General features: G+C 74.7%; 15 protein-coding genes and 2 pseudogenes. 8 read left to right on the forward strand and 9 right to left on the reverse strand.

Translation table 11 applies throughout. From position 1 onward, the window contains the following. Positions 1–244 precede the first annotated feature (244 nt). Positions 245–1,237, reverse strand: a pseudogene (locus tag AB2U05_RS21590) (helix-turn-helix domain-containing protein); the annotation flags it as partial. A 1,001-nt stretch (positions 1,238–2,238) separates the two neighbouring features. Here AB2U05_RS21590 and AB2U05_RS21595 point away from each other — a divergent pair. Then, a complete protein-coding gene (locus AB2U05_RS21595; RefSeq protein ID WP_369183989.1) occupies positions 2,239–3,069 on the forward strand; it encodes a hypothetical protein in 831 nt (276 codons plus the stop codon). A gap of 47 nt (positions 3,070–3,116) precedes the next feature. Here the strand turns inward: AB2U05_RS21595 and AB2U05_RS21600 are convergent, their stop codons facing one another. Beyond that, positions 3,117–4,340 (reverse strand): HAD family hydrolase, encoded by a 1,224-nt coding sequence (locus AB2U05_RS21600; protein ID WP_369183990.1) that lies wholly within the window; start codon positions 4,338–4,340, stop codon positions 3,117–3,119. A gap of 425 nt (positions 4,341–4,765) precedes the next feature. Next, positions 4,766–5,476 (reverse strand): hypothetical protein, encoded by a 711-nt coding sequence (locus tag AB2U05_RS21605; protein WP_369183991.1) that lies wholly within the window; start codon positions 5,474–5,476, stop codon positions 4,766–4,768. Positions 5,477–5,515: 39 nt separating this feature from the next. Between AB2U05_RS21605 and AB2U05_RS21610 the strand changes: the two are divergent. After that, positions 5,516–5,941 (forward strand): annotated as a pseudogene (locus AB2U05_RS21610) (universal stress protein); the annotation flags it as partial. A gap of 121 nt (positions 5,942–6,062) precedes the next feature. Here AB2U05_RS21610 and AB2U05_RS21615 read toward each other — a convergent pair. From AB2U05_RS21615 to AB2U05_RS21630, 4 genes are all read right to left on the reverse strand, one after another. Continuing rightward, positions 6,063–7,253 (reverse strand): acyl-CoA dehydrogenase family protein, encoded by a 1,191-nt coding sequence (locus AB2U05_RS21615; RefSeq protein ID WP_045703260.1) that lies wholly within the window; start codon positions 7,251–7,253, stop codon positions 6,063–6,065. Between the two features lie 202 nt (positions 7,254–7,455). Then, entirely contained in the window at positions 7,456–8,406 is a 951-nt protein-coding gene (locus AB2U05_RS21620; RefSeq protein ID WP_078860825.1) for a hydroxymethylglutaryl-CoA lyase, read from the reverse strand. Positions 8,407–8,438: 32 nt separating this feature from the next. Next, the gene (locus AB2U05_RS21625; protein WP_045703221.1) at positions 8,439–10,706 is read right to left on the reverse strand and encodes a biotin carboxylase N-terminal domain-containing protein; all 2,268 of its coding nucleotides are present in this window, start codon (positions 10,704–10,706) and stop codon (positions 8,439–8,441) included. Between the two features lie 92 nt (positions 10,707–10,798). Next, positions 10,799–12,511 (reverse strand): carboxyl transferase domain-containing protein, encoded by a 1,713-nt coding sequence (locus AB2U05_RS21630; protein WP_369183992.1) that lies wholly within the window; start codon positions 12,509–12,511, stop codon positions 10,799–10,801. A gap of 132 nt (positions 12,512–12,643) precedes the next feature. Here AB2U05_RS21630 and AB2U05_RS21635 point away from each other — a divergent pair, with 132 nt between their 5' ends. After that, the gene (locus AB2U05_RS21635) at positions 12,644–13,378 is read left to right on the forward strand and encodes a TetR/AcrR family transcriptional regulator (RefSeq protein ID WP_369183993.1); all 735 of its coding nucleotides are present in this window, start codon (positions 12,644–12,646) and stop codon (positions 13,376–13,378) included. A 488-nt stretch (positions 13,379–13,866) separates the two neighbouring features. Next, positions 13,867–17,715 (forward strand): ABC transporter transmembrane domain-containing protein, encoded by a 3,849-nt coding sequence (locus AB2U05_RS21640; RefSeq protein WP_369185979.1) that lies wholly within the window; start codon positions 13,867–13,869, stop codon positions 17,713–17,715. Between the two features lie 201 nt (positions 17,716–17,916). Here AB2U05_RS21640 and AB2U05_RS21645 read toward each other — a convergent pair whose 3' ends face one another. Further along, positions 17,917–18,840 (reverse strand): ATP-grasp domain-containing protein, encoded by a 924-nt coding sequence (locus tag AB2U05_RS21645; protein ID WP_369183994.1) that lies wholly within the window; start codon positions 18,838–18,840, stop codon positions 17,917–17,919. Between the two features lie 97 nt (positions 18,841–18,937). Between AB2U05_RS21645 and AB2U05_RS21650 the strand changes: the two genes are divergently transcribed. Next, positions 18,938–19,468, forward strand: a complete 531-nt coding sequence (locus AB2U05_RS21650) for an NUDIX hydrolase (protein WP_045711482.1) — start codon at positions 18,938–18,940, stop codon at positions 19,466–19,468. A 139-nt stretch (positions 19,469–19,607) separates the two neighbouring features. On the opposite strand, the gene AB2U05_RS21655 is transcribed toward AB2U05_RS21650, so the two are convergent. Beyond that, positions 19,608–20,657 (reverse strand): hypothetical protein, encoded by a 1,050-nt coding sequence (locus AB2U05_RS21655; RefSeq protein WP_369183995.1) that lies wholly within the window; start codon positions 20,655–20,657, stop codon positions 19,608–19,610. 360 nt (positions 20,658–21,017) lie between these two features. On the opposite strand from AB2U05_RS21655, the gene AB2U05_RS21660 reads away from it, so the two are divergent. The 3 genes from AB2U05_RS21660 to AB2U05_RS21670 all read left to right on the forward strand — a co-directional run bounded on the left by AB2U05_RS21660 (position 21,018) and on the right by AB2U05_RS21670 (position 25,000). After that, positions 21,018–22,589 (forward strand): APC family permease, encoded by a 1,572-nt coding sequence (locus AB2U05_RS21660; protein ID WP_369183996.1) that lies wholly within the window; start codon positions 21,018–21,020, stop codon positions 22,587–22,589. Positions 22,590–22,823: 234 nt separating this feature from the next. Then, positions 22,824–23,858 carry a tryptophan--tRNA ligase gene (gene trpS / locus AB2U05_RS21665; RefSeq protein ID WP_369183997.1) on the forward strand — a complete coding sequence of 345 codons (1,035 nt, stop codon included), beginning with the start codon at positions 22,824–22,826 and terminating at the stop codon, positions 23,856–23,858. Between the two features lie 170 nt (positions 23,859–24,028). Next, the gene (locus AB2U05_RS21670; RefSeq protein ID WP_045711486.1) at positions 24,029–25,000 is read left to right on the forward strand and encodes an LD-carboxypeptidase; all 972 of its coding nucleotides are present in this window, start codon (positions 24,029–24,031) and stop codon (positions 24,998–25,000) included. Positions 25,001–25,017: the final 17 nt, after the last annotated feature.

A 25,017-nucleotide genomic window follows, 5' to 3' on the forward strand; every position in this document is an offset into this window, starting at 1 on the left:
GCTGGCCCTGCTGCGGGTACGGACCGGGCCCGACCGGCTGGCCGTGCGGGCCGACCTGCGTCGACGCCCCGGGCCCGGCCGCGAACGGGTGCGCCGGCTGCGCGCCGGAACCGCCGTGCGCCGTCCCGGCGAAGACCGCGCCGCCCGCCGCCGCGCCGATCGACGCCCCCACCGGGTGCGGCAGCGCGCCGGGCAGCCGCAGGTCGCCGACGTGCCCGCCGACCGGCGCGGGCGCCTGCTGGCCGGGGCGGCGTGCCCGGTAGCTGGTCCGGTACGCGGCCGGGGAGACCCCGAGCTGCCGCCGGAAGTGCCCGCGCAGCGCCACCGGCGAGCGGAACCCGCACCGGCGCGCGACGTCGTCCACCGACAGCTCGGAGGTCTCCAGCAGCCGCTGCGCCTGGAGCACCCGCTGGGTGATCAGCCACTGCAGCGGCGCACTGCCGGTGAGCGTGCGGAACCGCCGGTCGAAGGTGCGCCGGCTCATGTAGGCCCGGGCCGCCAGCACCTCGACGTCGAACTGCTGGTTCAGGTTCTCCAACGCCCAGGTGACCACCTCGGCCAGCGGGTCGTTGCCGATCTCCTCCGGTAAAGACTGATCGATGTACTGGGCCTGTCCTCCGCCGCCGCGGCGGCTCGGCACCACCAGCCGGCGGGCCAGCGCGTTGGCCGCCTCGGCGCCGTGGTCGGTGCGCACCACGTGCAGGCACAGGTCGATGCCGGCGGCGGTGCCCGCCGAGGTGAGCACGTCGCCGTCGTCGACGAACAGCTCGCGCGGGTCGACGTGCACCCGGGGGTAGCGCTTGGCCAGCGTCGGCGCGTACATCCAGTGGGTGGTCGCCGGACGGCCGTCGAGCAGGCCGGCGGCGGCGAGGACGAAGGCGCCGGTGCAGAGGCCGATGATCCGGGCGCCCTCGTGGTGGGCCTTGCGCAGCGCGGTGATCGCCTCGACCGGTGGCGGCTGGGAGATCGAGCGCCAGGCCGGTACGACGATCGTGCCGGCCCGGGCGAGGGCCTCCAGGCCGTACGGGGCGGAGAGGGTCAGGCCGCCGGTGGTGGCCAGCGGGCCGTCCTCCCCGGCGCAGACCAGCAGGCGGTAGCGGGGCACCCCGGCGTCCTGGCGGTCCACGCCGAAGACCGAGAGCGGGATCGAGCTCTCGAAGATCGGGGCGCCGCCGAAGATCAGGACGGCGACGGTCTCCCGGCGGCGCCGACCGGACAGCTTGCGCGGGGCGACCACCGTGGTGGCCGAGGCGGGGGAGCCGTTCGTGCCGTTGCCGTTGCCGCCGCCGTAGCCGAGGGGGCTGTGGCCGAGCGGGGGATGGCCGAGGGTGGTGCCGCCGGCCAGGCCGGCGAGCGAACCGCCCAGAGCGCCGGTGGCACCGGTGCCACCGGCGCCACCGGCGCCACCGGGGAACGGGGCGGTGCCGGTGCCCGGGTGGCCGGGGTAGGGGGCGTGGCCGGGGTGACCCGGCGCTCCGAGATGGCCGGGGGCGGTGGCGTGGTCGCCGCCGTAGCCCTGGGCCTGGTTGACGGTGCCTCGGCTGACGGGTGGTCCGGCGAAGCCCGGGTGGCCGCCCTGGGCGGGCTGCGCGCCGTACGGTGCCGGGCTGCCGCCGTGCTCGGCCGGAGCGGGGCCGGCGGCGGACGGGGCCGAGGCGTAGGGGGAGTGCGAGGCCGGGCCGGAGGTGCCCGGGGCGCCGGAGCTGCGGGTGGCGGCGATCGCGGAGGTGCCAGTGCTTCTCGCGGATCGAGCCGCGATACCGGCCACCGCCTGGCCGCTGTCCGGACCCGCGTCGCTCCTGCTCACCCTGCTCAAGGCGCTCAAGCCCCCTCGGTGGTGTGGTGTGGGTGGTGCGGCACTGCTAGCCAAGATCGAAATCTATCCGGTGGACCATTGCCGTTGTGACAAGTTCACCATCCGACGCTATGTCGACATGGCAATTTGGCGTGATGCATTCGATCACGAAGCGTGGCACCCGTCGACCTTTCTGGGAAGAGGGCGGGTGCAAGGGTGGCCGGTTGTTGCGGGGCGGTTCCCGGGGCGCCCGGCCTCCGCGCGCCCGAGCGGCGGGTCTGGGCTGCGGATATGTCCAAGCGGGAGTCGCCCGCGCGAAATTGACCGAAAATCGGCGGTGCACGCGAGGGCGCACGCGCCCGGACCGTGCGCCTCCCAGGCTTCATCCGGCCATGGCCGGGGCGGCGGAACCGGCACCCCGGCGGCCGGGCTACGGTCCTGCCGTGAACACAGACCGCCGGCTCGAACAGGCCAACGACAACTCAGCATCCTTCTGGCTCGCCCAGGCCCGCGTCCACGGCTGGCAGACCCGCGTCCGCCCCGGTTGGACGGCCGTGCGCGGAGCCCGCACCCCGGACGACGTCCACCGCGTGGTGATCACCCGCCCGTATGCCGAACCAGGATTAGTGGAACGGGAGTTGACCGAGCTCGTGGCGGAGTGGTCGACCGTCAGCCTGGCCGTCGAGGACCTGTACGGCGGGCTTGACCTGCACCCCTTCGGGCCCGGCCGGGTCTCGGTGATGCCGGTGATGTTCCGCGAACCCGGACCGGCCGTTGACGGGGCGGCCGAGCACGGGGCGGCCGAGCACGGGGCGGTTGTGCCGCCCGCGACTTCGCGGACCCGTGACGGCAGCCTTCTGACGGTCGTCGAGGCGCTGGACGCCGACACCTTCGCCGAGGTCGAGCGGGTGATCGTGGACGGATTCCCGCTGCCCGCCCGGCAGCCCTGGGTCCGGGGCGACGCGCTCCCGTGGCGGCTGCTGGCCGAACCCGGCTGCCGTGGCTGGCTGGGGAGCATCGACGGCGACCCGGGGGGCGCCTGCCTCACCTACGACGACGGCCTGATGACCGGCGTCTACTGGGTCGCCACGCTGCCCGGCCGGCGCGGCCAGGGGGTGGGCGCCGCCGTGACGCGGGCGGCGCTCGCCCACGCCCACCCGGACCGCCCGGCCACCCTGGTCGCCTCCACGCTCGGCGAACCGGTCTACCGGAAGCTGGGCTTCACCGAATCGGCCCGCACCTGCCGGTGGTCCCTCGCCGTCGCGGGCGGGTGAGCGCGACGGTCGGCCCGGCTCCCGGGCCGTCGTCGCGGCTGCCGTAACTACTGGGCGACAGCGGCCGGTTCGGTGATCGGGGTGGGGCGCGCGGCGCTGATCGGCGAGGTGCGCGGGGCGCCGCTGCGCCCGCCGACCGCTGCGGTGGCGGGGGTGGCGGGGGTGGCGGCGGGGGCGGTGACCGGTGCCGTGGCCGGTCCGGTGGTGGGGGTGGAGCCCGTTCCATCGCCCGTCGCGCGGAGGGGAGTTGGGCGCACGGCCGCAGCAGCGCGATGCCCCTGCGGCCCCGCCTCCGGCGCGGCGCCCGTCGCCGCGCCCGCCCTGGTGCCGGAGCCCGCGCCCGCGCCCGCGCGTGGGGGCTTGTCCGCGAGCACGGCAAACCCGCCGGAGCGGTTTCGGACACCCGACCCGGCCCCCGCGCCCGGGGCGCCGCCCGGTCCGGCGTTCGCGGCAACGGGCGCACCCGGGCCGTCCGGGGCGGCCGTCGCCGAGTGCGCGCCGGATCGCGCGCCGAGCGGCGCCGTCGCCCGTGCCGGCGCGCCCGCGATCCGCCGCTTGGCCGCTCCCCCCGCTCGGATGCCCGGCCGGAGGGAGGGCGCGGTGCGGGCGGAGAGCACCTGGCCCACCGCCTCCGGCAGGCCGGCCGCCTTCAACGTCGGCCGGTAGCCGATCTCCGACCACGGCCGCCCGTGGTGCAACCAGACGCTGCGCAGTCCGGAGAGCTCGGCGCCGGCGATGTCGGCGGGGGCGTGGTCCCCGACCATCCAGGTGTGCGCGGTCCAGTCCCCGGTCGGCGCGACGCCGCACCGCCGGGCGGCGATCTCGAAGATCAGCGGGTCCGGCTTGACGCAGTCGGCCTCCTCGGAGATGACCCAGCCGTCGACCAGTGCCCCCAGCCCGGTCCGCCGGATCTTCTCCAACTGCGGCCGGGTGCCGCCGTTGCTGACGATCCCCAGCGTCCAGCCGGCCGCCCGCGCGGCCTCCAGCGCCGCGATGTGCCCGGACGGGCAGCGGATGTGCGAGTTGATGCCGCGTCGGAAGTGCGCGAGCAGGAACTCGACGGAGGCGTCCAGGCCGTAGCGGCGCCGGACGGCGGACAGTACGGTGCTGCGCGGCACGTAGCCGCTGCCGTCGAGGGTGACGAACCATTCCACGTCGCCGGGCGGTAGGTCGTGTTCGGACAGGAAGTCCTGCGCCCAGGCCCGGAAGGCGGCGTCCCGGGGCAACAGGGTGTTGTCGAGGTCGAACAGCAGCAGGGGCATGCCGAGCATGGTGCCAGCGTCGGCGCCTATGCATGTGGCAAATGCCAGACGCCGTCGCGAAGCCGTACGAAGTGGCCGAAACGGACTGTGGCACCAGTTGGGCGGGTGGGCCGGAGGAGCCGCCCGGGGCTGGTGGGGCGCGTGTGACGTCACGGTTCGCGACAACCGGCAACGGATCGTCGCCGATCCATGACAGTCCGGTCACGGTGTCCCGTGGGCCTGTTGCGCCGCCCGGTCCGCTCAGTCAAGCTCCAGGGAACCTCCATTCCGGAGGGGGCGCGACCGCTCGCGGGCAGGGCGCACCGCCGCGGCGGGCGCATCCCCCTTTCGCGGGAACAACGTCGCTCCGGGGCTCGGCCGGTGGGCCGGGCCCCGCGCCCGTCGTACTCTGAAAGGAACAGGTCACATACGGTGCTGCGCGGCGCAGACCGACGTCATCCCGTGGGCGGGCCTGCTGCCCGGGCAGCGTTGTCCACTCCTGTCGGCCCCTCTCCCTCGAAGAGCCGTGAGCCATGGCTGGTTTTGAGCCTTCCCGACCGGTGGAACCGGACGCGTCCCGCAGCACCGGCGCAGGAACCGGCGCCGACGGCGGCCGCGCGGACCTCGTCCCGGCCGACGACCACGGGAATCGCGGTGACGGCGGGCATGCCGACGAGGCACGCGGCGACGACCTGGCCGACGTCCGCGGTGACGACGCCTGCGGCGACCGGGGGCAGGCCGGAGACCGGCCCGGCACGGGCGAGCGCCCTGACGAGCGCCCCGGCGTCCCGAACCGCCGCCGACCGGCCGGCGAGGCGGACGGCGAAGCGGGCGACGAGCGCCCCGGCACCGCAGCCCCCGACACCCCTGCTCCCGGCGACGCGGGCCCTGGCGAGGCGGGCACCGAGCGAGCCGGCCCCCGAGGCCTGGCACGAGCGCTGCGCGGTCTCGTCGGGCGTGGCCTCGTCCCGCGCGGTTTTGCCGGGCGCGGTCTCGCCGGACGTGGCGAGGCCGGACGCGTCGGCGCCGACCGCCGTGACCGCCCCGGGCCCCGCCAGCGGCGTGGCGAGTTCCCGGCCGACCCTGGGGGACGTCCGGTGACGGGCCGCCTGGGCCCGGGCGCCGAGCGCCCGGAGGCGGGGCCCGGCGTGCCCGGCGGTGCGCACGGCGAGCCCTCGGCGCAGGAGACCGAGACGGGCGCCCCCGACCCGGTGTTCCAGCACGGCGTGGTGGTCGGCTTCGACGGCTCGCTGTCGAGCGAGCGCGCCCTCGCCTACGCGGTCGGCATGGCGCGCCGCTCCCAGTGCGGCCTGGTGATCGTGCACGTCGCCAACCGCCTGCCCGCCACGGTCTGGGCGGGCTGTGAGCCTCCTGTCTTCGTCGACCTTCCCGACCATCGGACCGAGGTCCTGGGCCTGGAGCTGGCCTGCGCGGACTTCCTCAGTGGGGTGCCCTGGATCCTGATCGAGCGCGGCGGCGACATCTGCCACGAGATCGAGGAGGTCGGCCGCGAGTACGCCGCCGACGCGATCGTCGTCGGCACGACGCACGGCCTGCTCGGCAAGATCTTCGGTTCGGTCTCCGGACGGCTGGCGCGGCGGGCCAACCGCCCGGTGATCGTGATCCCCTGAGCCGGCCGACCGGGTGGGCCGGACGACTCAGGCAGGTTCCTCAGGCAGGTTCCTCAGGGACACCACTCGGTGACGTCCCTCGGGAATCGACTCTCAGGAATCGACTCTCAGGAATCGACTCTCAGGACTCGACGCCGAGGTGCCGGGCGATGAGCATCCGCTGCACCTCGGACGTCCCCTCCCCGATCTCCAGGATCTTGCAGTCGCGCCAGAACCGGGCGACCGGGAATTCGTTCATGAAGCCGTACCCACCGTGGATCTGGGTCGCGTCGCGGGCGTTGTCGACGGCGGCCTCGGACGAGTACAGCTTCGCGATCGCGGCCTCCTTCTTGAACGGTTCGTCGTGCAGCAGCCGGGAAGCCGCGTCCCGCCAGGCCAGGCGGGAGGTGTGGGCGCGCAGCTCCATGTCGGCGAGCTTGAACTGGATGGCCTGGTTGGCGCCGATCGGCCGGCCGAAGGCCCGGCGCTCGCCGGCGTACTTGAGGGATTCGTCCACGCACCCCTGGGACAGGCCGGTGGCCAGGGCGGCGATCGCGATGCGCCCCTCGTCGAGGATGCGCAGGAACTGGGCGTAGCCTCGGCCACGCTCGCCCAGCAGGTTGGCCGCGGGAACGCGGCAGTCGGTAAAGGACAGTTCGCGGGTGTCGGAGGCGTTCCACCCGACCTTCGAGTACTTCTTCGATACCTGGAACCCCGGGGTCCCGGTGGGCACGATGATGGACGAGATCTCCCGCGTGGGCGAGCGGAATTCGCCTTCTTCACTCGAACGAGCGATCGGTTCGGTGAGGGCGGTGACGGTGACCAGCCCGGTGATGTCGGTGCCGGAGTTGGTGATGAAGCACTTCGTCCCGTTGATGACCCACTCGTCGGTGGTCTCGTCGTACCGCGCGGTGGTGCGGGTCGCGCCGGCGTCCGAGCCGCCCTCGGGCTCGGTCAGGCCGAAGGCGCCGAGGATCTCGCCCGAGGTCAGCCGGGGCAGCCACTCGCGCTTCTGCTCCTCGGTGCCGAAGCGGTAGATCGGCATCGCGCCGAGCGAGACGCCAGCCTCCAGGGTGATGGCCACCGAGGAGTCGACGCGGGCCAGCTCCTCCAGGGCCAGGCCGAGCGCGAAGTAGTCGCCGCCCATGCCGCCGTACTCCTCCGGGAACGGCAGGCCGAACAGGCCCATCCGGCCCATCTCCCGGACGATCTCGTACGGGAACTCCTCCCGCTCGTAGAACTCGCCGATCTTCGGGGCCACCACGTCCTGGGCGAACTCGGCGACGGTGCGCCGCAGTTCCTCGTACTCGCTGCTGAGTCGGTGGTCGAGCATCTGATCCTCCTGGTGCCCGGCCGGGGTGGCCGCGGGCATTCGCGGAATGACCGGCTCCTGTCTGACGGTGTGACAGTCGCGCGGTGTGGTTGAGGGATGAACGTGGTGCTCGGCGCCGGCCGGGCCGTGCGGCCGGGGCCGAGGCCGACGCCGAACCGGTGCGGGAGCCGGCGCCGAGCGGGGGCGCCGCCGCCGGGGCGGGTCAGCCCCGGGCGGCGCCGAGCAGGGCCTGGACGGTTCGGGACGGGCTCGGTCGGCCCAGCCGCTCGGCCATCCAGCCGCTGGTCGCGACCAGCGCGCGCAGGTCGACGCCGGTCCGGATGCCGAGCCCGTGCAGCATCCACACCAGGTCCTCGGTGGCCAGGTTGCCGGTCGCGCTCTTGGCGTACGGGCAGCCGCCCAGGCCGCCGGCCGAGGCGTCCACCGTGGTGACGCCCGCGCGCAGCGCCGCCAGGGTGTTGCTGAGCGCCTGGCCGTAGGTGTCGTGGAAGTGCACGGCGATCCGGTCGACCGGCACGCCGGCCCGCGCGAAGCCCGCCAGCAGGGCGTCGACCTGGCCCGGCGTGGCGACGCCGATGGTGTCGCCGAGGCTCAGCTCCGCGCAGCCCATGTCCAGCAGCTCGGCGCCGTACCGGACCACCTGCTCGACCGGGACGGGCCCCTCCCACGGGTCGCCGAAGCACATCGAGAGGTAGCCCCGGACGGCCGTCCCGGCCTCGGTGGCCCGGGCCACGACCGGGCGGAACGTCGCCATGGCCTCGTCCGCGGAGCGGTTGAGGTTGCGCCGGGCGAAGGTCTCGGTGGCGCTGGCGAACACCGCGATGTCGGTGGCGCGGTGGGCGAGCGCGCGGTCGAGGCCGCGCTCGTTGGGCACCAGCACCGGCAGCCGCAGGCCGGGGTGACGCTCGGGCAGGTCGGCGAGCCGGGGCATCAGCTCCTCGGCGTCGGCGAGCTGCGGTACCCATTTCGGGTGAACGAAGCTGGTGGCCTCGACGGTCCGCAGCCCGGCGGCCGCGAGCCGGGCGATGAACTCCGCCTTGACCTCCACGGGCACCAGGGACTTCTCGTTCTGCAGCCCGTCGCGCGCCCCGACCTCGTGGATGCGGACCTCTTCGGGCAGGTCGGCGGCGCGGACCGGGTCGGGCAGGCCCAGGTCGAGGGCGTCGGGCTCGTGCGTCGCGGCGGTCACGACCGCACCTCCGCGGCGGCCGGCCCGGCAGCGTCCTCGGTCGGGGTGACCACGACCAGCAGGTCCTCCATCGCGACGGTCGCGCCGGCGGTGGCCCGCAGCTCGGCGACCACGCCGTCGTGCGGCGCGGCGATCACGTGTTCCATCTTCATGGCCTCCAGCACGAGCAGGGGCTGGCCCTTGCGGACCGTCTCGCCCGTCGTGGTCTTGACGACCGTGACGGTGCCGGGCATCGGGGCGGTCAGGGCGCCGTGGTGGGCGCCGGCCGCGGCGGCGCTCTCGCCGACCGGGTCGTGGGCGTGCACCGGCCAGGCGTCGCCCTCGATGCCGAGCCAGGTCACCGGGCCGGCGGCGAGGCCGGGGTCGGTGTCGGTGGCCAGCGCGAAGGCGGTCTGCAGGCCGTCGACGGTCAGGTGCAGCCGGTCGCCGACCCGGGCCGCGCGGGCGCGGTGGACGGGCCCGGCGTCGAGGCGGAGCTCCACCTCCATGATGCGCCCGGCGGAATTGTCAGTGGTGTCGGCTACGTTGCCCGCAGTGATCGAACGGATGCGCACCGACACCGGGTCCTGGCCGGGGGCCCGGAGCCGGTGGGCGGTCCAGGCGGGGGTGCCGCCCAGGCGCCAGCCGGAGGGAAGGGAGAACGGGTCGGTCCAGCCGCCGGGGTCGGCGGCCGGGGTCAGGTCCAGGTGCCGCGCCAGCGCGGCCGCGTAGTAGAGGAGGTGGGCAGATGACGGAGGTTCGGTCGCCGCGGGGGCGGCGGGATCCACCGGGGTGGCCGCGTCCGTTGAGGACGCGTTCGCCGGGGACGCGTTCGCCGGGGAGTAGGGCGAGGCGAGCAGGGCCGGCTGCTGCTGGGCCGTCTGTTCCACCAGGCCGGTGTCCAGTCGGCCGGCGACGACCTCGGGGTGTGCGAGCAGTCGGCGCAGGAAGCCGGTGTTGGTGGTGACGCCCAGGACGCGGGTGTCGGCCAGCGCGGCGCGGAGCCGGCGCAGCGCGGTCGGGCGGTCGGGCCCGTACGCGATGACCTTGGCGAGCATCGGGTCGTAGGCGCTGGTGATGACGGTTCCGGGGGCGACCCCGGAGTCGACGCGGATGCCCTCGCCCCGGGGCTCTTCGAGGGTGAGGATGCGGCCGCCGGTGGGCAGGAAGTCGCGTTCCGGGTCCTCGGCGCAGATGCGGGCCTCGATGGCGTGGCCCTGGAAGGAGACGTCGGACTGATCGAAGGAGAGCGGTTCGCCGGCGGCGATGCGCAGCTGCCACTCGACCAGGTCGAGTCGGGCTGAGTCCTCGCCGATGGCGATGGCGAGTTCGGTGACGGGGTGTTCCACCTGGAGGCGGGTGTTCATCTCCATGAAGAAAAAGTCCCGTACCCCCTCGGTGGAGGCGGAGGCGGGGGAGTCCGGGTCGATGCCGGGGACGATGAACTCCACGGTGCCGGCCCCGGTGTAGCCGCAGGACTCCGCGGCGCGGACGGCCGCGGCGCCCATCGCGGCGCGGGTCTCGGCATTGAGGAGAACGGAGGGAGCCTCTTCGATCAGTTTCTGGTGGCGGCGCTGCAGGCTGCACTCGCGCTCGCCGAGGTGGACGGTGGTGCCGTGGGCGTCGGCGAGCACCTGCACCTCGATGTGGCGCGGCCGGTCGACCCAGCGCTCCAGGAGCAGGGTGTCGTCGCCGAAGGCGGTCCGGGCGACGCGGCGGGCGGCGGCGATCTCGGTGGGCAGGTCGGCGCGGTCCCGCACGAGGCGCATGCCCTTGCCGCCGCCTCCGGCGGACGGCTTGAGCAGTACGGGGTAGCCGATCTCGTCGGCGGCGGCGACGAGGTCCTCGTCGCTGGGCGCGGTGGCCTGGCTGCCGGGGACCACCGGAACGCCGGCGGCCCGAACGGCCTCCTTGGCGTTGATCTTGTCACCCATCAACTCGACGGCACCGGGAGGTGGTCCGATGAAGACGAGGCCCGCGTCGGCGCAGGCGCGGGCGAAGCCGGGGTTCTCGGCGAGGAAGCCGTAGCCGGGGTGGACGGCCTGGGCGCCCGTGCGGCGGGCGGCGGCGAGGATCTGGTCGGTCCGCAGGTAGGTCTCGGCCGCCGAGCTGTCGCTGCGGTCGGCCGGGCCGAGCCGGACCGCGACGTCCGCCTCGCGGACGTGCGGGGCGTCGGCGTCCGCGTCGCTGAACACGGCGACCGAACGGACACCGAGCCGCCGCAGGGTGCGGATCACCCGCAGGGCGATCTCGCCGCGGTTGGCGACCAGAACTGTGTCGAACATGGGAGGCGTTCCTCCGGGTCGAGGGGGCCGTACGAAGGAGGTGGAGGTGAAGGGGAGGTGCGCCGGCGAACGCGGTTCGCCGGCGCCGGGGGTCACATCCGGAAGACGCCGTACGGGCCGGCGGGCGGCAGCGGGGCGTTGGCGCAGGCGGTGAGGGCGAGGCCGACCACGGTGCGGGTGTCCATCGGGTCGATCACGCCGTCGTCCCAGAGCCGTGCGGTGGCGTAGTAGGCGTTGCCCTGGTGCTCGTACTGCTCGCGGACCGGGCGCTTGAACTCCTCCTCCGCCTCGGCCGGCCACTGCTCGCCGTGCGCCTCCAACTGGTCGCGGCGGACGGTGGCGAGGACGGAGGCCGCCTGCTCGCCGCCCATCACGGAGATCTTGGCGCCCGGCCACATCCACAGGAAGCGAGGTGAATAGGCCCGACCGCACATCGAGTAGTTGCCGGCTCCGTACGAGCCGCCGATCACCACGGTCAGCTTCGGGACGCGGGTGCAGGCGACGGCGTTGACCATCTTGGCGCCGTGCTTGGCGATGCCGCCCGCCTCGTACTGCCGGCCGACCATGAAGCCGGTGATGTTCTGCAGGAAGAGGAGGGGGATGCCGCGCTGGTCGCACAACTCGATGAAGTGCGCGCCCTTGAGGGCCGATTCGGCGAACAGCACGCCGTTGTTGGCGACGATGCCGACCGGGTGGCCGTGGATCTTGGCGAAGCCGGTGACCAGGGTCGAACCGTACTCGGCCTTGAACTCGGCGAAGCGGCTGCCGTCGACCAGCCGGGCGATCACCTCGCGGACGTCGTACGGCGTGCGCGGGTCCACCGGCACGACCCCGTACAGGCCGGCCGGGTCGACGGCCGGGGGCTCGACCGGGGCGAGCGGCCACGGCCTGGGCTCACGCGGACCGAGCCCGGCCACGATCGTGCGGACCAGGGAGAGGGCGTGGGCGTCGTCCTCGGCCAGGTGGTCCGTCACGCCGGAGGTGCGGGAGTGCAGCTCGCCGCCGCCCAGCTCCTCGGCCGTGACCACCTCGCCGGTGGCGGCCTTCACCAGCGGCGGGCCGCCCAGGAAGATCGTGCCCTGGTTGCGGACGATCACGGCCTGGTCGCTCATCGCCGGGACGTACGCGCCGCCGGCCGTGCAGGAGCCCAGCACGGCGGCGATCTGCGGGATGCCCGCGGCGGAGAGCCGGGCCTGGTTGTAGAAGATCCGGCCGAAGTGGTCGCGGTCCGGGAACACCTCGTCCTGCATGGGGAGGAAGGCGCCGCCCGAGTCCACCAGGTACACGCAGGGGAGGCGGTTCTCCAGCGCGACCTCCTGGGCGCGCAGGTGCTTCTTCACCGTCATCGGGTAGTAGGTGCCGCCCTTGACGGTGGCGTCGTTGGCGACCACCACCACCTCGCGGCCGGCGACCCGGCCGATGCCGGCGATCACCCCGGCGGCGGGCGCCGCCCCGCCGTACATCCCGTCGGCCGCCAGCGGGGCCAGCTCCAGGAACGGCGAGGCCGGGTCGAGCAGGGTGTCCACCCGGTCGCGGGGGAGGAGCTTGCCGCGCGAGGTGTGGCGGGCGCGGGCCTTGGCGCCGCCGCCGAGCGCGGCCGCGTCGAGCTTCGCCCGCAGTTCGGCGACCAGGGCCCGGTGCGCCTCGGCGTTGGCCTGGTAGGCGGCGGAGCCCGGGTCCGCGGAGGTACCGAGCCGGGGCGCCGGGGCGGCTGCTCCCGGTGCTGCGGCACCCGGCACGGCAGCGGTGCCGGTGGTTGCGCTGAGCTGGACGCCGGTGGGCGTTCCGGCGGTTGAGATGACCATTCCCAAGAGCTCCCTTGCCCTCGGCACCAGGACGGCGGCCGGGTGCGGTGCGGCCACGGTCCCCACGTTAATGAACGTTAACTTACGCGGCCAGGTTAACGGTCGATAACCCGACTGTCTACGATGGACGGCATGCCGAACGCCCCGACCGCCTCCGCACTCACGCGCCGTGACCAGATCCGCCGGGAGGCCGCGAGGCTGTTCGCCGCCCGGGGCTTCCTCGGCGTGGGCGTGGACGAGATCGGCAAGGCGGTCGGCATCAGCGGCCCCGGCCTCTACCGTCACTTCGCCGGCAAGGACGCGATGCTCGCCGATCTGCTGATCGGCATCAGCGAGCGCCTGCTGGAGGAGGGCCGGCGACGGGCCGGTGGCGGGGGCGGACCGCACGCCGCCCTGGACGCGCTGATCGGCGGCCACGTCGAGTTCGCCCTCGACGACCGCGACCTGATCACCCTCCACGACCGCGAGCTGCTGAATCTCAAGGAGGAGGACCGCCGCACCGTCCGACGCCTCCAGCGCGGCTACGTCGAACTGTGGGTGGACGTGGTCCGGCAGGCCTACCCGCCGCTGGCCGCGCCCGGCGCCGAGCCGGTGGCCCGGGCGGCCGTGCACGCCGTCTTTGGCCTGATCAACTCGACCCCGCACAGCCTCGGCTCGAACCCGGGTCAGGGCGAGCGTGCCGGTCTCCAGCGCGACGGCATGGCCGCCCTGCTGCACGCCCTCGCCCACGGCGCCTTCGCGGCCGCCGCGGACTCGGCAGCCGGCGCGGGCGCCGAAGCTGAAGCCGGCGCTGGAGCCCCGGCCGACGCCAACGCCAACGCCAACGCCAGGGCCGGGGCCGGGGCCGGGGCCGAAACCGAGGACTGAGCCGCCCCGCCCGGAGGCCCACCCGCACCCTCGCCCCCACCCGCACCCCCGTCCCCGCCCCCGGCCCTAGGCCCAAAGGCCGGTGCCCGCCCGCCCCTGGTCGCTGGGTGCGCGACGGCTGTTCGCCGACCCTGGAAGGGGTGCGGTCGGTCGGCCGGCCCGAATCCGCGTTCGACCGGGAATCGCGGCAGGCCGCAGGCTGTTGGCCTGTCCGCCGGACCGGACGATCCGGGCCGCCCGGGCGCGCCCTTCGGCTCCATCGGGGCCGAAAACGCCGTGGCGGCCACCCGACGAAATGGTTAGCATCCCTAAATATGCCCGAGACTCACGGATCTACGGTGGAGCAATCCCAGCCATCCCCGAGCGGCGCCCCGGCCTCGACCCCGGCCCAGGGCCCGGCCGACACGGCCCCCGCCCCGAGCCAGGCCGTACCCGACGACGCCCCGGGCCCGGCCGCCGCCGGTGACGCCCCGGAGGCCGCCGGCTGGCTGCGCCGCCTGCTCGGCTACTGCTGGCGGTCCCGCCGCAGCCTGCTGCTCGCCTTCGGCGCCTCGCTGCTCGGCATGGCCGTCACCGCGCTGGTGCCGCTGGTCACCAAGCTGATCATCGACGACGTCATCACCGCCCACACCCGCCCCCTGGCGCCGTGGGCGGTGGTGCTGCTGCTCGCCGCCGCCGTGGTCTTCGGCTGCACCCAGGTCCGCCGCTACTACGGCGGCCAGCTCGCCCTGGACGTCCAGCACGACATGCGGGCGGACCTGTTCCGCTCGCTCGGCCGGCTCGACGGCCACCGCCAGGACCGCCTGGACACCGGCCAGGTGGTCGGCCGCGCCACCTCCGACCTCCAGCTGGTCAACGGCCTGCTCTCGATGCTGCCGATGATGACCGGCTACCTGCTGATGTTCGGCATGTCGCTGGGCGTCATGGTCTGGCTGTCCCCGCCGCTCACCCTGATCGCCCTGGTGATGGCCCCCGCGCTGTGGTGGATATCGGTGCTCAGCCGCAAGCGCCTGTTCCCCGCCACCTGGGCGGCCCAGCAGGAGGCCGCCGCCGTCGCCGGCGTGGTGGACGGCGCGATCGGCGGCGTCCGCGTGGTCAAGGGCTTCGGCCAGGAGGCGCAGGAGCTCGACAAGCTGGAGGGCGCCTCGCGGAACCTCTTCGCCGCCCGGCTGCGCTCGATCCGCCTCAACGCCCGCTACAACCCGGCGATGCAGGCGATACCCGCGCTCGCGCAGGTGGCAGTGCTGTTCTTCGGCGGCTGGCTGGCCGTCGACGGCCAGGTCTCGCTCGGCACCTTCGTCGCCTTCTCCACCTACGTCGCGCAGATGACCGGCCCGGTGCGGATGCTGACCATGGTCATCACGGTCGGCCAGCAGGCCCGGGCAGGCGTCGAGCGCGTCCTGCAGCTGATCGACGAGCGCCCGCTGGTCCAGGAGCGCCCGGGCGCGCTCACCCTGGACCTCACCCTCGACACCGACACCGACACCGCCGCCGCGCCCGCCGCCGCCGCGCCCGCCACGACCACCGCGCCCGCCACCCCGTCCGCCACCACGGCCGGCCCCCGGACCCGGGACGTCGCCCTGGAGTTCGACCAGGTCGAGTTCCGCTACGACCCCGAACACCCCGCCCCGGTCCTGCACGGCCTCAGCCTGACGCTGGCCCCCGGCGAGACCCTCGCCCTGGTCGGAGCCTCCGGCTCCGGCAAGTCGACGGTGGCCCAGCTGGTGCCCCGCTTCTACGACCCGGCCGCCGGCGCCGTCCGCCTCTACGGCCACGACCTGCGCGACCTCAGCCTGGACTCGGTCCGCGCGGCGGTCGGCATCGTCCCCGAGGAGAGCTTCCTGTTCTCGGAGTCGGTCGCCACCAACATCGCGTACGGCCGCCCGGACGCCACCGACGAGCAGATCGTCGCCGCCGCTCGGGCCGCCCAGGCCGACGAGTTCATCCGCGCGCTCCCGGAGGGCTACGACACCAAGGTCGGCGAGCAGGGGCTGACCCTCTCCGGCGGCCAGCGCCAGCGCATCGCCCTGGCCCGGGCGATCCTCACCGACCCCCGCATCCTGCTGCTGGACGACGCCACCTCGGCGGTCGACCCGCAGATCGAGGCGGAGATCCACGACGCCCTGCGGTCCGTGATGACCGGCCGCACCACGCTGCTGATCGCCCACCGCCGCTCGACCCTCCAGCTCGCCGACCGGATCGCCGTCCTGGAGCAGGGCCGGCTGCTGGACATCGGTACGCACGAGGAACTCGACGCCCGATGTCCCCAGTACCGGGCCCTGATCACCGACCCCGAGGCCGGCCGCACCCCGGCCGCCCAGGACGGGCAGCACGACTCCCCGGCCGACCCGGCCCTGGCCGACCGCACCGAGCGGACCGACCAGGCCGACCAGACCGACCAGCCCGCCCCGGCCGCCGAGCGGACGCCCGACCTCCCCACGCCCGACCTCCCCACCCCCGCCCTGGCCAAGGCGGCCCGCGGCGCCGACCCGGAGCTGCTGGCCAAGGTCGCCGCCCTGCCGCCCGCGACCGACTCCCCGGCCGTCCCCCGCGCCGAGGCCGAGGCGGGCGACCCCGACTTCACCCTCGGCCGCCTGCTGCGCCCCTTCCGTCGCCCGCTGGCGCTCGCCTTCCTGCTGGTCGCCCTGGACGCGGCCGCCGCCCTGGTGCTCCCGGTACTGATCCGGAACGGCATCGACGAGGGCGTGAGCAAGAGCCTGATGTCCGGGGTCGCGGTGGCCGGGCTCGTCGCGCTGGTCGTGGTGCTGCTGGACTGGCTGGTGCAGGGCGCCGAGAACCGGGTCAGCGGCCGGACCGGCGAGCGCGTGCTGTACACGCTGCGGCTGAAGATCTTCGCCCACCTCAACCGGCTCGGCCTGGACTACTACGAGCGCGAGCTGACCGGCCGGATCATGACCCGGATGACCACCGACCTGGACTCGCTGACGTCCTTCCTGCAGACCGGCCTGGTCACCGCCGTGGTCAGCCTGCTGACCTTCGCGGGCATCTTCGCCGCCCTGCTGATCATCGACGCGGGCCTGGCCCTGGTGGTCTTCGCGGTGCTGCCGCTGCTGGTGATCGCGACCCTGGTGTTCCGCCGGAAGTCCAGGGAGCAGTACGAGCTGTCCCGCGACCTCATCAGCACGGTCAACGCCGACCTGCAGGAGAACGTGGCCGGCATGCGCATCGTCCAGGCCTTCCGCCGCCTGGACACCAACACCGACCGCTTCGTCGCCCGCGGCATCGCCTACCGCGACGCCCGCGTCCGCGCGCAGCTCTACATCTCGCTGTACTTCCCGTTCGTCCAGTTCCTCTCCAGCGTGGCCGCCGCGCTGGTGCTGATCGTGGGCGCGGCCCGGGTCGACGACAAGACGCTGACGGTCGGCGCTCTGGTCGCGTACCTGCTGTACATCGACCTGTTCTTCGCGCCGGTCAACCAGCTGTCCCAGGTGTTCGACGGCTACCAGCAGGCCTCGGTCGGCCTCGGCCGGATCCGCGAGCTGCTGCGCACCCCGACCACCACCGCGCAGGCGGCCGACCCGGTGCCGGTCGACGGTCGGCTGCGCGGCGAGATCGCCTTCGAGGGCGTCGGCTTCGCCTACAACGGCGGTGCGGACGGCGCCCCGGAGGTGCTGAGCGACGTGAACCTGCACATCCCGGCCGGTCAGACGGTGGCGCTGGTCGGCGAGACCGGCGCCGGGAAGTCGACGCTGGTCAAGCTGGTCGCCCGGTTCTACGACGCGACGGCCGGCACCGTGCGGGTCGACGGGGTCGACCTCACCCGCTACGACCTGGCGCAGTACCGCCACCGGCTGGGCGTGGTGCCGCAGGAGGCCTACCTGTTCGCGGGCACCGTGCGCGAGGCGATCGCGTACGGGCGGCCGGACGCCACGGCGGCCGAGGTGGAGGAGGCGGCCCGGGCGGTCGGCGCGCACGACATGATCGTCCGGCTGTCGGGAGGCTACGACCACGAGGTCGCGGGCCGCGGGCGAAACCTCTCGGCGGGCCAGCGCCAGCTGATCGCGCTCGCCCGGGCCGAACTCGTCGACCCGGACGTCCTGTTGCTCGACGAGGCCACCGCGGCACTCGACCTGGCCACCGAGGCGGCGGTCAACCGGGCCGCGGACCGGCTCAGCGGCGGCCGCACCACGCTGGTCATCGCCCACCGCCTGACCACCGCGGAACGCGCCGACCGGGTGGTCGTGCTGGACCACGGCCGGGTGGTCGAGGACGGCACGCACACCGAACTGCTCGCCCGGGGCGGGACGTACGCCCGGCTCTGGCAGGCGTTCATCGCGGAGGGCCACCACGCGGCCGAGCCGGTCCCGGCCGGTTAGCCCGCGGAGCGCCGCCTCACCTGACGGCCGGACGGGCCCGGTCGACTCCGACCGGGTCCGACCGCGTTCGACCGCTCCTAACCGTGCTCGAACCCGATCCGCCTCGATCCGGCCAGATCCGGCCAGATCCGGCCCGTTCCCTCCCGGGCTGCCCGACAGGACGGCCCGACAGGACGGCCCCCGCCGGGCCGGGCCCCGTCGTCAGGCGGCGATCAGCGAGGCCAGCAGCCCGGAGGCGTCGATCCCGTGCGGCAGGTCGCTGACCTGCCCGTCCCCGACCTCGACCACCCGCCAGCCGGAGCCGTCCGCCAGCCGGGCGAGGTCGGTCGTGACGAACCGGCAGCCGAGCGCCCGGACCAGCGCGGAAACGTCGGCGAGGTCGGGCTCGGCGGCGAGGTGCGGGGTGTCCGGGTGCGGCCCGATCAGGACCGGCCGCCCGTCCAGCCACCACACCCGCGCCTCCACGGCGCGCCCGCCTCCGCCTCCGCCCTCGCCCCCGGCCGACGCGCCGTCCGCGCGCTCGAACCGCTCGTACCGCCGCAGCACCACCCCGCCGGCCAGAAACTCGCCCTGCAGCTCGACGAACCGCCCCACCACCCGGCCGACCGCCGCCAGATCCGCCAACTCCGGCACGTAGCAGGCCTCGTGCCACTCGTGCTTGCGCGACTTCACGTAGTCCTTGACGACCGCCGGTCCGCTCCCGCCGAGCCGTGCCACCGCCGCCGCCAGCTCCTCCGGCCCGGGGCCCTCCGCCGAGCCGTCCCACGGGATCCACGTGCTGTCCGGGGTCGCGCCCTCGAACACCCGGTACCAGCCCGGCAGTTCGTGCGCCGCCGCGTACCCGGCCGCACTGGTCAGCAGGGTGCCGCCGCGCCCGGCGAGCGCGGCGGCGAACTCGGCGTAGCGGGCCGAGGGCACCATCCAGCCCCGGTACCAGAGCGGGCCGCTGCCCTCCGGCACCTGCCGGACGGCCTCCCGGGCGTCCCCGCCGAGCAGCGCGTCGTGATCCACCAGGTGGTGCCGCCCGCCCAACTCCCGCAGCAGCCGGGCCTCCCAGGCGAAGTGCGGGTCGGGCCGGCGCGGGTTGAGCGGATCGGCGGGGAAGATGATCGCGGGTACACGCATGGCGGTCAGGGTACGGCCGGCGGGCGGGGCGGGGGAGCGGTCGGCACCGTGCCGGAATCCGCTCGACGCCCCCACCGGCCGCTGCGAGAGTGGTCCGATGCGAAAACTGCTGCGCCGCAAGCGCGTTCCCCGTCAGGCCGCCCGCACGGTGGTGCTGGACGGGGGCGGCTCGGTCTTCCTGCTCCGGTCCGACAACGACGAGGTGGGCGTGCACTGGACCATGCCGGGCGGCGGCCTGGAACCGGGGGAGACACCGCGGGAGGGCGCCCGCCGGGAACTCTGGGAGGAGACCGGCTGGACCGACCTCGAACCGGGCCCGCTGCTCTGCACCTGGGAGCACGACTTCACCTGGCACGGCACCCCGGTGCGCCAGCACGAGCACATCTACCTCACCACCGGCCCGCACCGCGGCCCGGTCGGCGACGTCAGCGCGGTGCACGCCACCGACCGCATCCTCGACTGGCGTTGGTGGACCCGGGCCGACCTCGCCGACGAGAACGCCGACGCGCTCTGGCCGCCCCGACTGCCGGAACTGCTGGACGCCGTGCGGGAGGGCTGGGCCGTCGACGGGCGTGCCCCGGTGCCGGTCGACCTGGGGTACGTCCCGAACGCCCCGGTGGTCCGCTGACGATCCGCTCGGCCGAGTGACGACGACCGGGCCGCCACAGGCGTCGGGGCCGCCACGGACGCTCGGGCCGCCGCGGACGGCGGGGCCGCCGCGGACGTCCGGGCAACCACAGGCGTCCGGCCTGCAGGGGCGGGGTCCGCTAGGGGCGTCCGCCCCGCCGACCCCGTCCGGCCGGGGTGGACTCCCAGCCGTGCAGGTCCAACTCCCGGTCGTGCAGCGCGCCGGGGTTCATCAGCACCGTCAGCCGGGCGGTGCCCAGCCGCTCGATGGTGAGCCCGGTCGCGGACAGCAGTTGCTCGGTCGGCACCGACACGGCGATGGCGGGCCGCCAGGACGGCAGGACGACCAGGCTGGTACCACGTCCGACCCGGACGGTGTGCGCCGCGACCCGGACCGGCGCCCGCTCCTCCGGCCGTCCGGCGGCCTCGGGCTGGCCGGGGCCGGAGCTGATCAGGATGCCCAGCGGCGGCTCGGCACGGCCGAGCCCGGCACCGGGGCCGGCCCCGGCCTCGACGACCCCACCGGCCGCCCAACCCGCACCCGCGCCCGCCCAGCCCGCGCCCGGCGGCACCCAGGCGGCCACCGCATCGGCGGCCGGAGCCGGTTGGAGGTTCGTGGCGCCGTGCGTCGGGGCGCCTTCGTGGGCTGCTCCGGGGCCGGTACGGAGATCGGCTCGGGGTGCCGTCCCGGCCGGGTCGGTCGCGGCCGTCTCCCGTGCGGCCGCCTCCTGCCCGGTCGGGGCCGACTGGGGGTGCATCCGGCGCAGTCGACGTGAGGGCGAGGGCCGCAACGGGCCGAGCCCGTGCGGCCGCTCGCGCACCGGACGCGGCAGCGCCACCGGGACCGGCACGGGCCCCGGCGTCGGCGCCGACTGACCGGAAGGCGCAGGCGCGGCCGCGAGCGCCTGGACGTCCCGCGCCCGACCCTCCTGCGGTGCGACGTCCGGCAGTTCGGCGTCCCGCACCGAGACCTCCCGCACCGCCGCATCCCGCACCGCCGCGTCGCGCGGCCCGCGCGGCTGCGGCACCGAGTCGTGCCGGGCGAGGCCGGACGGCTCCGCGTCGGCCGGGCCGGGGTCGGCGGCCGTCGTGATCGAGCAGCGCGCGGCGGGCGGAGGCGGGGCCCCGGCACCGTCCACCGGCGGGCACGGTCGGGACGGGTCGGTGGCGGTGGGGTGGAGCGAAGTCATCGGCGGGCCCTTCGGGGACGGTCCTGATGATCCTCCCGCACGGCGCGACCAGCTCCAAGCGTCATTTCAGGGCGTGTGCCCGCGGGATTCCGCCGCCCCTACGGGGCGTGGCCGCCCAACTGCCGGGCGCGACGGGTCCGCTGGGTTCCCGGGGTTTGCCGGGCGGAGCGTGCGGCGCCGGTCGCGCGCCTGGCGTGCACGCCTACGCGCCGACGCGCGGCCCCGGCGGAGCCCGTGGACGAATACCAACGAAGTGCAAAGAATCACCAAGAGTTGGTCTATTCAACATTTCGCACCCGCACTTAGAGTGCGCTGGTGTCTGATCAGCAGCTCTCAGAGCGCAGAGGTAGCGGCCGGGCAATGGCGCCCGGTGCTCCGCAGGGTGCCCCGGTCAGTGGCACCAGTGGTGAGCTCCCCGACCGGGGGACGGCGGGGGGAGCGGGGGACAAGGGCCTGCGGGGAGGCTCGGTCGGCCTGCTGGGCAGCGTGGTGCTGGGCGTGTCGACCGTGGCCCCGGTCTACTGCCTGACCGCGACGCTCGGCCCGACCGTCACCGCGGTCGGCGTGCAGATGCCCGCGGTGTTCCTGGCGGGCTTCCTGCCGATGCTGCTCGTGGCGTTCGCGTACAAGGAGCTGAACAAGGACTTCCCGGACTGCGGCACGTCCTTCACCTGGGCGGCCCGGGCGTTCGGCCCCCGGGTCGGCTGGATGGCCGGGTGGGGGCTGACCGTCGCCACCATCGTCGTGCTGTCCAACCTGGCCGGGGTGGCGACGGAGTTCCTCTACCTGATGCTCGGTGAGATGACGGGGAGCGGGTGGATCGCCGAGCTCGACCAGGACAAGGCCGTCCACCTGCTCACCGTGGTCCTGCTGATCGCCGGCGCCACCGCGATGAGCTACCGGGGGATGACGGCCACCAAGTGGTTCCAGTACGGCCTGGTCGGTCTCCAGCTCGCCGTCCTGCTGCTGTTCTCGGGCATCGCGGTCGGCAGGGCCGTCTCCGGCGGCCTGCCCGACTCGATCGGCTTCTCGCCCTCCTGGCTCGACCCGCTCCAGGTCGGCTCCTTCAGCGCGTTCACCGCGGGCCTGTCGCTGTCGATCTTCATGTACTGGGGCTGGGACACCTGCCTCACCATGAACGAGGAGACCCTCGGCAGCGCCAGGACGCCCGGCCGCGCCGCGATGATCTCGATGGTCACCCTGGTCGGCTCGTACCTGCTGGTCGCGGTCGCCGCGCAGATGTTCGCGGGCGTCGGCACCACCGGCACCGGCCTCGGCAACCCGGCGACCGCCGACAACGTCTTCGCCGCGCTCGCCCGTCCGGTGCTGGGCTCGCCGTGGAGCGTCCTGCTGTTCCTGGCCGTGGTCGCCAGCGCCGCCGCCAGCCTGCAGACCACCTTCATCCCGGTGGCCCGCACGCTGCTCGCGATGAGCGCCTACCGCGCGGTCCCGCCGCGCTTCGGCACCGTCCACCCGCGCTTCCGCACCCCCGGCTACGCGACCGTCGCGGCCGGCGTCGCGACCGCGGTGTTCTACGTCGGCATGAGTCTGATCAGCGAGAACGTCGTCCAGGACACCATCCTGGCGCTCGGTCTGATGATCTGCTTCTACTACGCGCTGACCGCCTTCGCCTGCGCCTGGTACTTCCGCCGCACCCTGCGCACCAGCCCGCGCGACCTCCTGCTCAGGGGCATCGCCCCGCTGCTCGGCGGCGTGCTGCTGACCGCCGTCTTCCTGCAGACCCTCACCGACGCCTGGTCCCCCGACTACGGCAGCGGCGCCGTCCTCGGCATCGGCTCGGTGTTCGTCATCGGCGTCGGCATCCTGCTCCTCGGCGCCGCGCTGATGACCTGGTACGGCCGCGTCCGGCCGGAGTTCTTCCGCGGCGAGACGCTGCGCGAGGACGCCTCCGCCCTCGTCGTCGAGGACTGACGCCACCGAGGACTGACGCCACCGAGGACCGGCGCCACCGGGGACCGACGCTACGATGGGCCGCATGAAGCGCTTCACGGGCCTGTGCTGGTGGCCGTCCTAGGACGGCCACCACGCTCGCCTGACCAGGGCCGTCCGGGATTTCGGACGGCCCTGACGCGTTTCTCCGCGGGACGGGCCCCGCGCCCCGGACGGCCGCAGCCACCACCGCAGCCGCACCGAGGAGAAACCCCGATGACCACCCAGGTACCCGCCCCGACCTCGACCTTCGACCCGGCCACCCAGCGCGTCCTGACCGGGGACCGCCCCACCGGGCCGCTCCACCTCGGCCACTACTTCGGCACCCTGCAGAACCGGGTCCGCCTCCAGGACCAGGGCGTCGACCTGTTCGTCCTGGTCGCCGACTACCAGGTGATCACCGACCGGGACGTCGCCGACCGGCTCGCCGAGCACACCGAGAACCTCGTCCTCGACTACCTCGCCGCCGGCGTCGACCCGGACCGCGCCACGATCTTCGCGCACAGCGCCGTCCCCGCCCTCAACCAGCTGATGCTGCCCTTCCTCAGCCTGGTCAGCGTCGCCGAACTGAGCCGCAACCCCACCGTCAAGGACGAGATCGCCCACTCCCGCCAGTCCGCCGTCAGCGGACTGATGTTCACCTACCCCGTCCACCAGGCCGCCGACCTGCTCTCCTGCAAGGCCACCCTCGTCCCGGTCGGCCAGGACCAGGTGCCCCACCTCGAAGTCGCCCGCACCATCGCCCGCCGCTTCAACGAGCGCTACCCGCACGCGGATGGCAGCGGCGTCTTCCCCGCCCCCCGGGCCCTGCTCTCCGACGCCCCGCTGCTCCTCGGCACCGACGGCGGCAAGATGAGCAAGAGCCGCGGCAACGCGATCACCCTCGGCGCCACCGAGGACGAGACCGCCCGACTGATCCGCGGCGCCAAGACCGACGCCGAACGCCGCATCGGCTACGACCCGACCGGCCGCCCGGAGGTCTCCAGCCTCGTCCTGCTCACCGCGCTGTGCCAGGAACGCGACCCCGAGACCGTCGCCGAGGAGATCGGGGACGGCGGCGCCGCCGCCCTCAAGCGCGCCGCCACCGAGGCCGTCAACGAGCACCTGCGCCCGCTGCGCACCCGCCGCGCCGAACTCGCCGCCGACCGCGGCCACCTGCGGCAGGTCCTGCGCGACGGCGCCGAGCGGGCCAACGCCGTCGCCGACGCCACCCTCGCCGAAGTCCGGGAGGTGATGGGCGCGATCGCCTGAAGGGCGCTCACCCCTCGGGCCGGGACGCCGCCGTACCGGACCCCGGTGCGTCAGCGGATCGGAACATCGAGCGGTCGATGCGAGGGCATATCGTCACGGGCGGCCCCGGCGTGTTCGAGGCCGCCCGAACGCTCGCACCCTCCCCACCTTCCCGAAAGGCGGACCGGCCCATGGCCCAGCACCCGACCCCACCCGGCCCGGGGCTGACCCGACCGCCGCACCTGCGCCCCGGCGACCACATCACCGTCGTCGCCACCAGCGGCCCGATCGACCCCGTGCGGCTCACCGCGGGCTGCGAGATCCTCCGTTCCTGGGGCCTGCGCGTCACCGTCGCCCCGCACGTCCTCGACACCCACCCCACCCTCGGCTACCTCGCCGGCACCGACGCCGACCGGGCCGCCGACCTCCAGGCCGCCTGGCTCGACCCCACCGTCGACGCCGTCATCTCCGCCCGTGGCGGCTACGGCGTCCACCGCATGGTCGACCTCCTCGACTGGACGGCCATGGCCGCCGTCCCGCCCAAGGCGTTCATCGGCTTCAGCGACGTCTCCTCCCTGCACGAGGCCTTCGCCCAGCGCCTCGGCCTCGCCACCCTGTACGGGCCGCTGGCCGCCGGCGCCGCCTTCGTCGACGACGGCCCCACCGCCGAGCACCTGCGCCGCACCCTCTTCGACCCGGCCGCCACCACCGTCCTCACCTCGCCCACCGCCACCCCGCTCGTCGGCGGCCGGGCCCGCGGCGTCACGGCCGGCGGGTGCGTCCACGTCCTCGCCGCCGAACGCGGCACCCCCGCCGCCCGGCCGTCCTTCGCGGGCAGCATCCTCGTCCTGGAGGACGTCAACGAGCACCCCTACCAGCTCGACCGCCTGCTCACCCAGTTCCTGCGCTCCGGCGCTCTGGACGGAGTCGCCGGCATCGCCCTCGGCTCCTGGGAGGGCTGCGGACGACCGGACCGGGTGCGGCAGGTGATGCTCGACCGCCTCGGGCCGCTCGGCATACCCGTGCTGTGGGAACTGGGCTTCGGCCACTGCCCGTCCAGCCTCACCGTCCCGCTCGGCGTCCCCGCCCTGCTCGACGCCGACGCCGGCACCCTCACCCTGGACCTGCCCGCCCTCGCCACACCCGCCCCCGCCACCCGCTGAGCGCACTAGGGTGCGGC

Origin of the sequence: Streptomyces sp. Y1 (assembly GCF_041053115.1) — a bacterium.
GTDB classification, from domain to species: domain Bacteria; phylum Actinomycetota; class Actinomycetes; order Streptomycetales; family Streptomycetaceae; genus Kitasatospora; species Kitasatospora rubellomurina.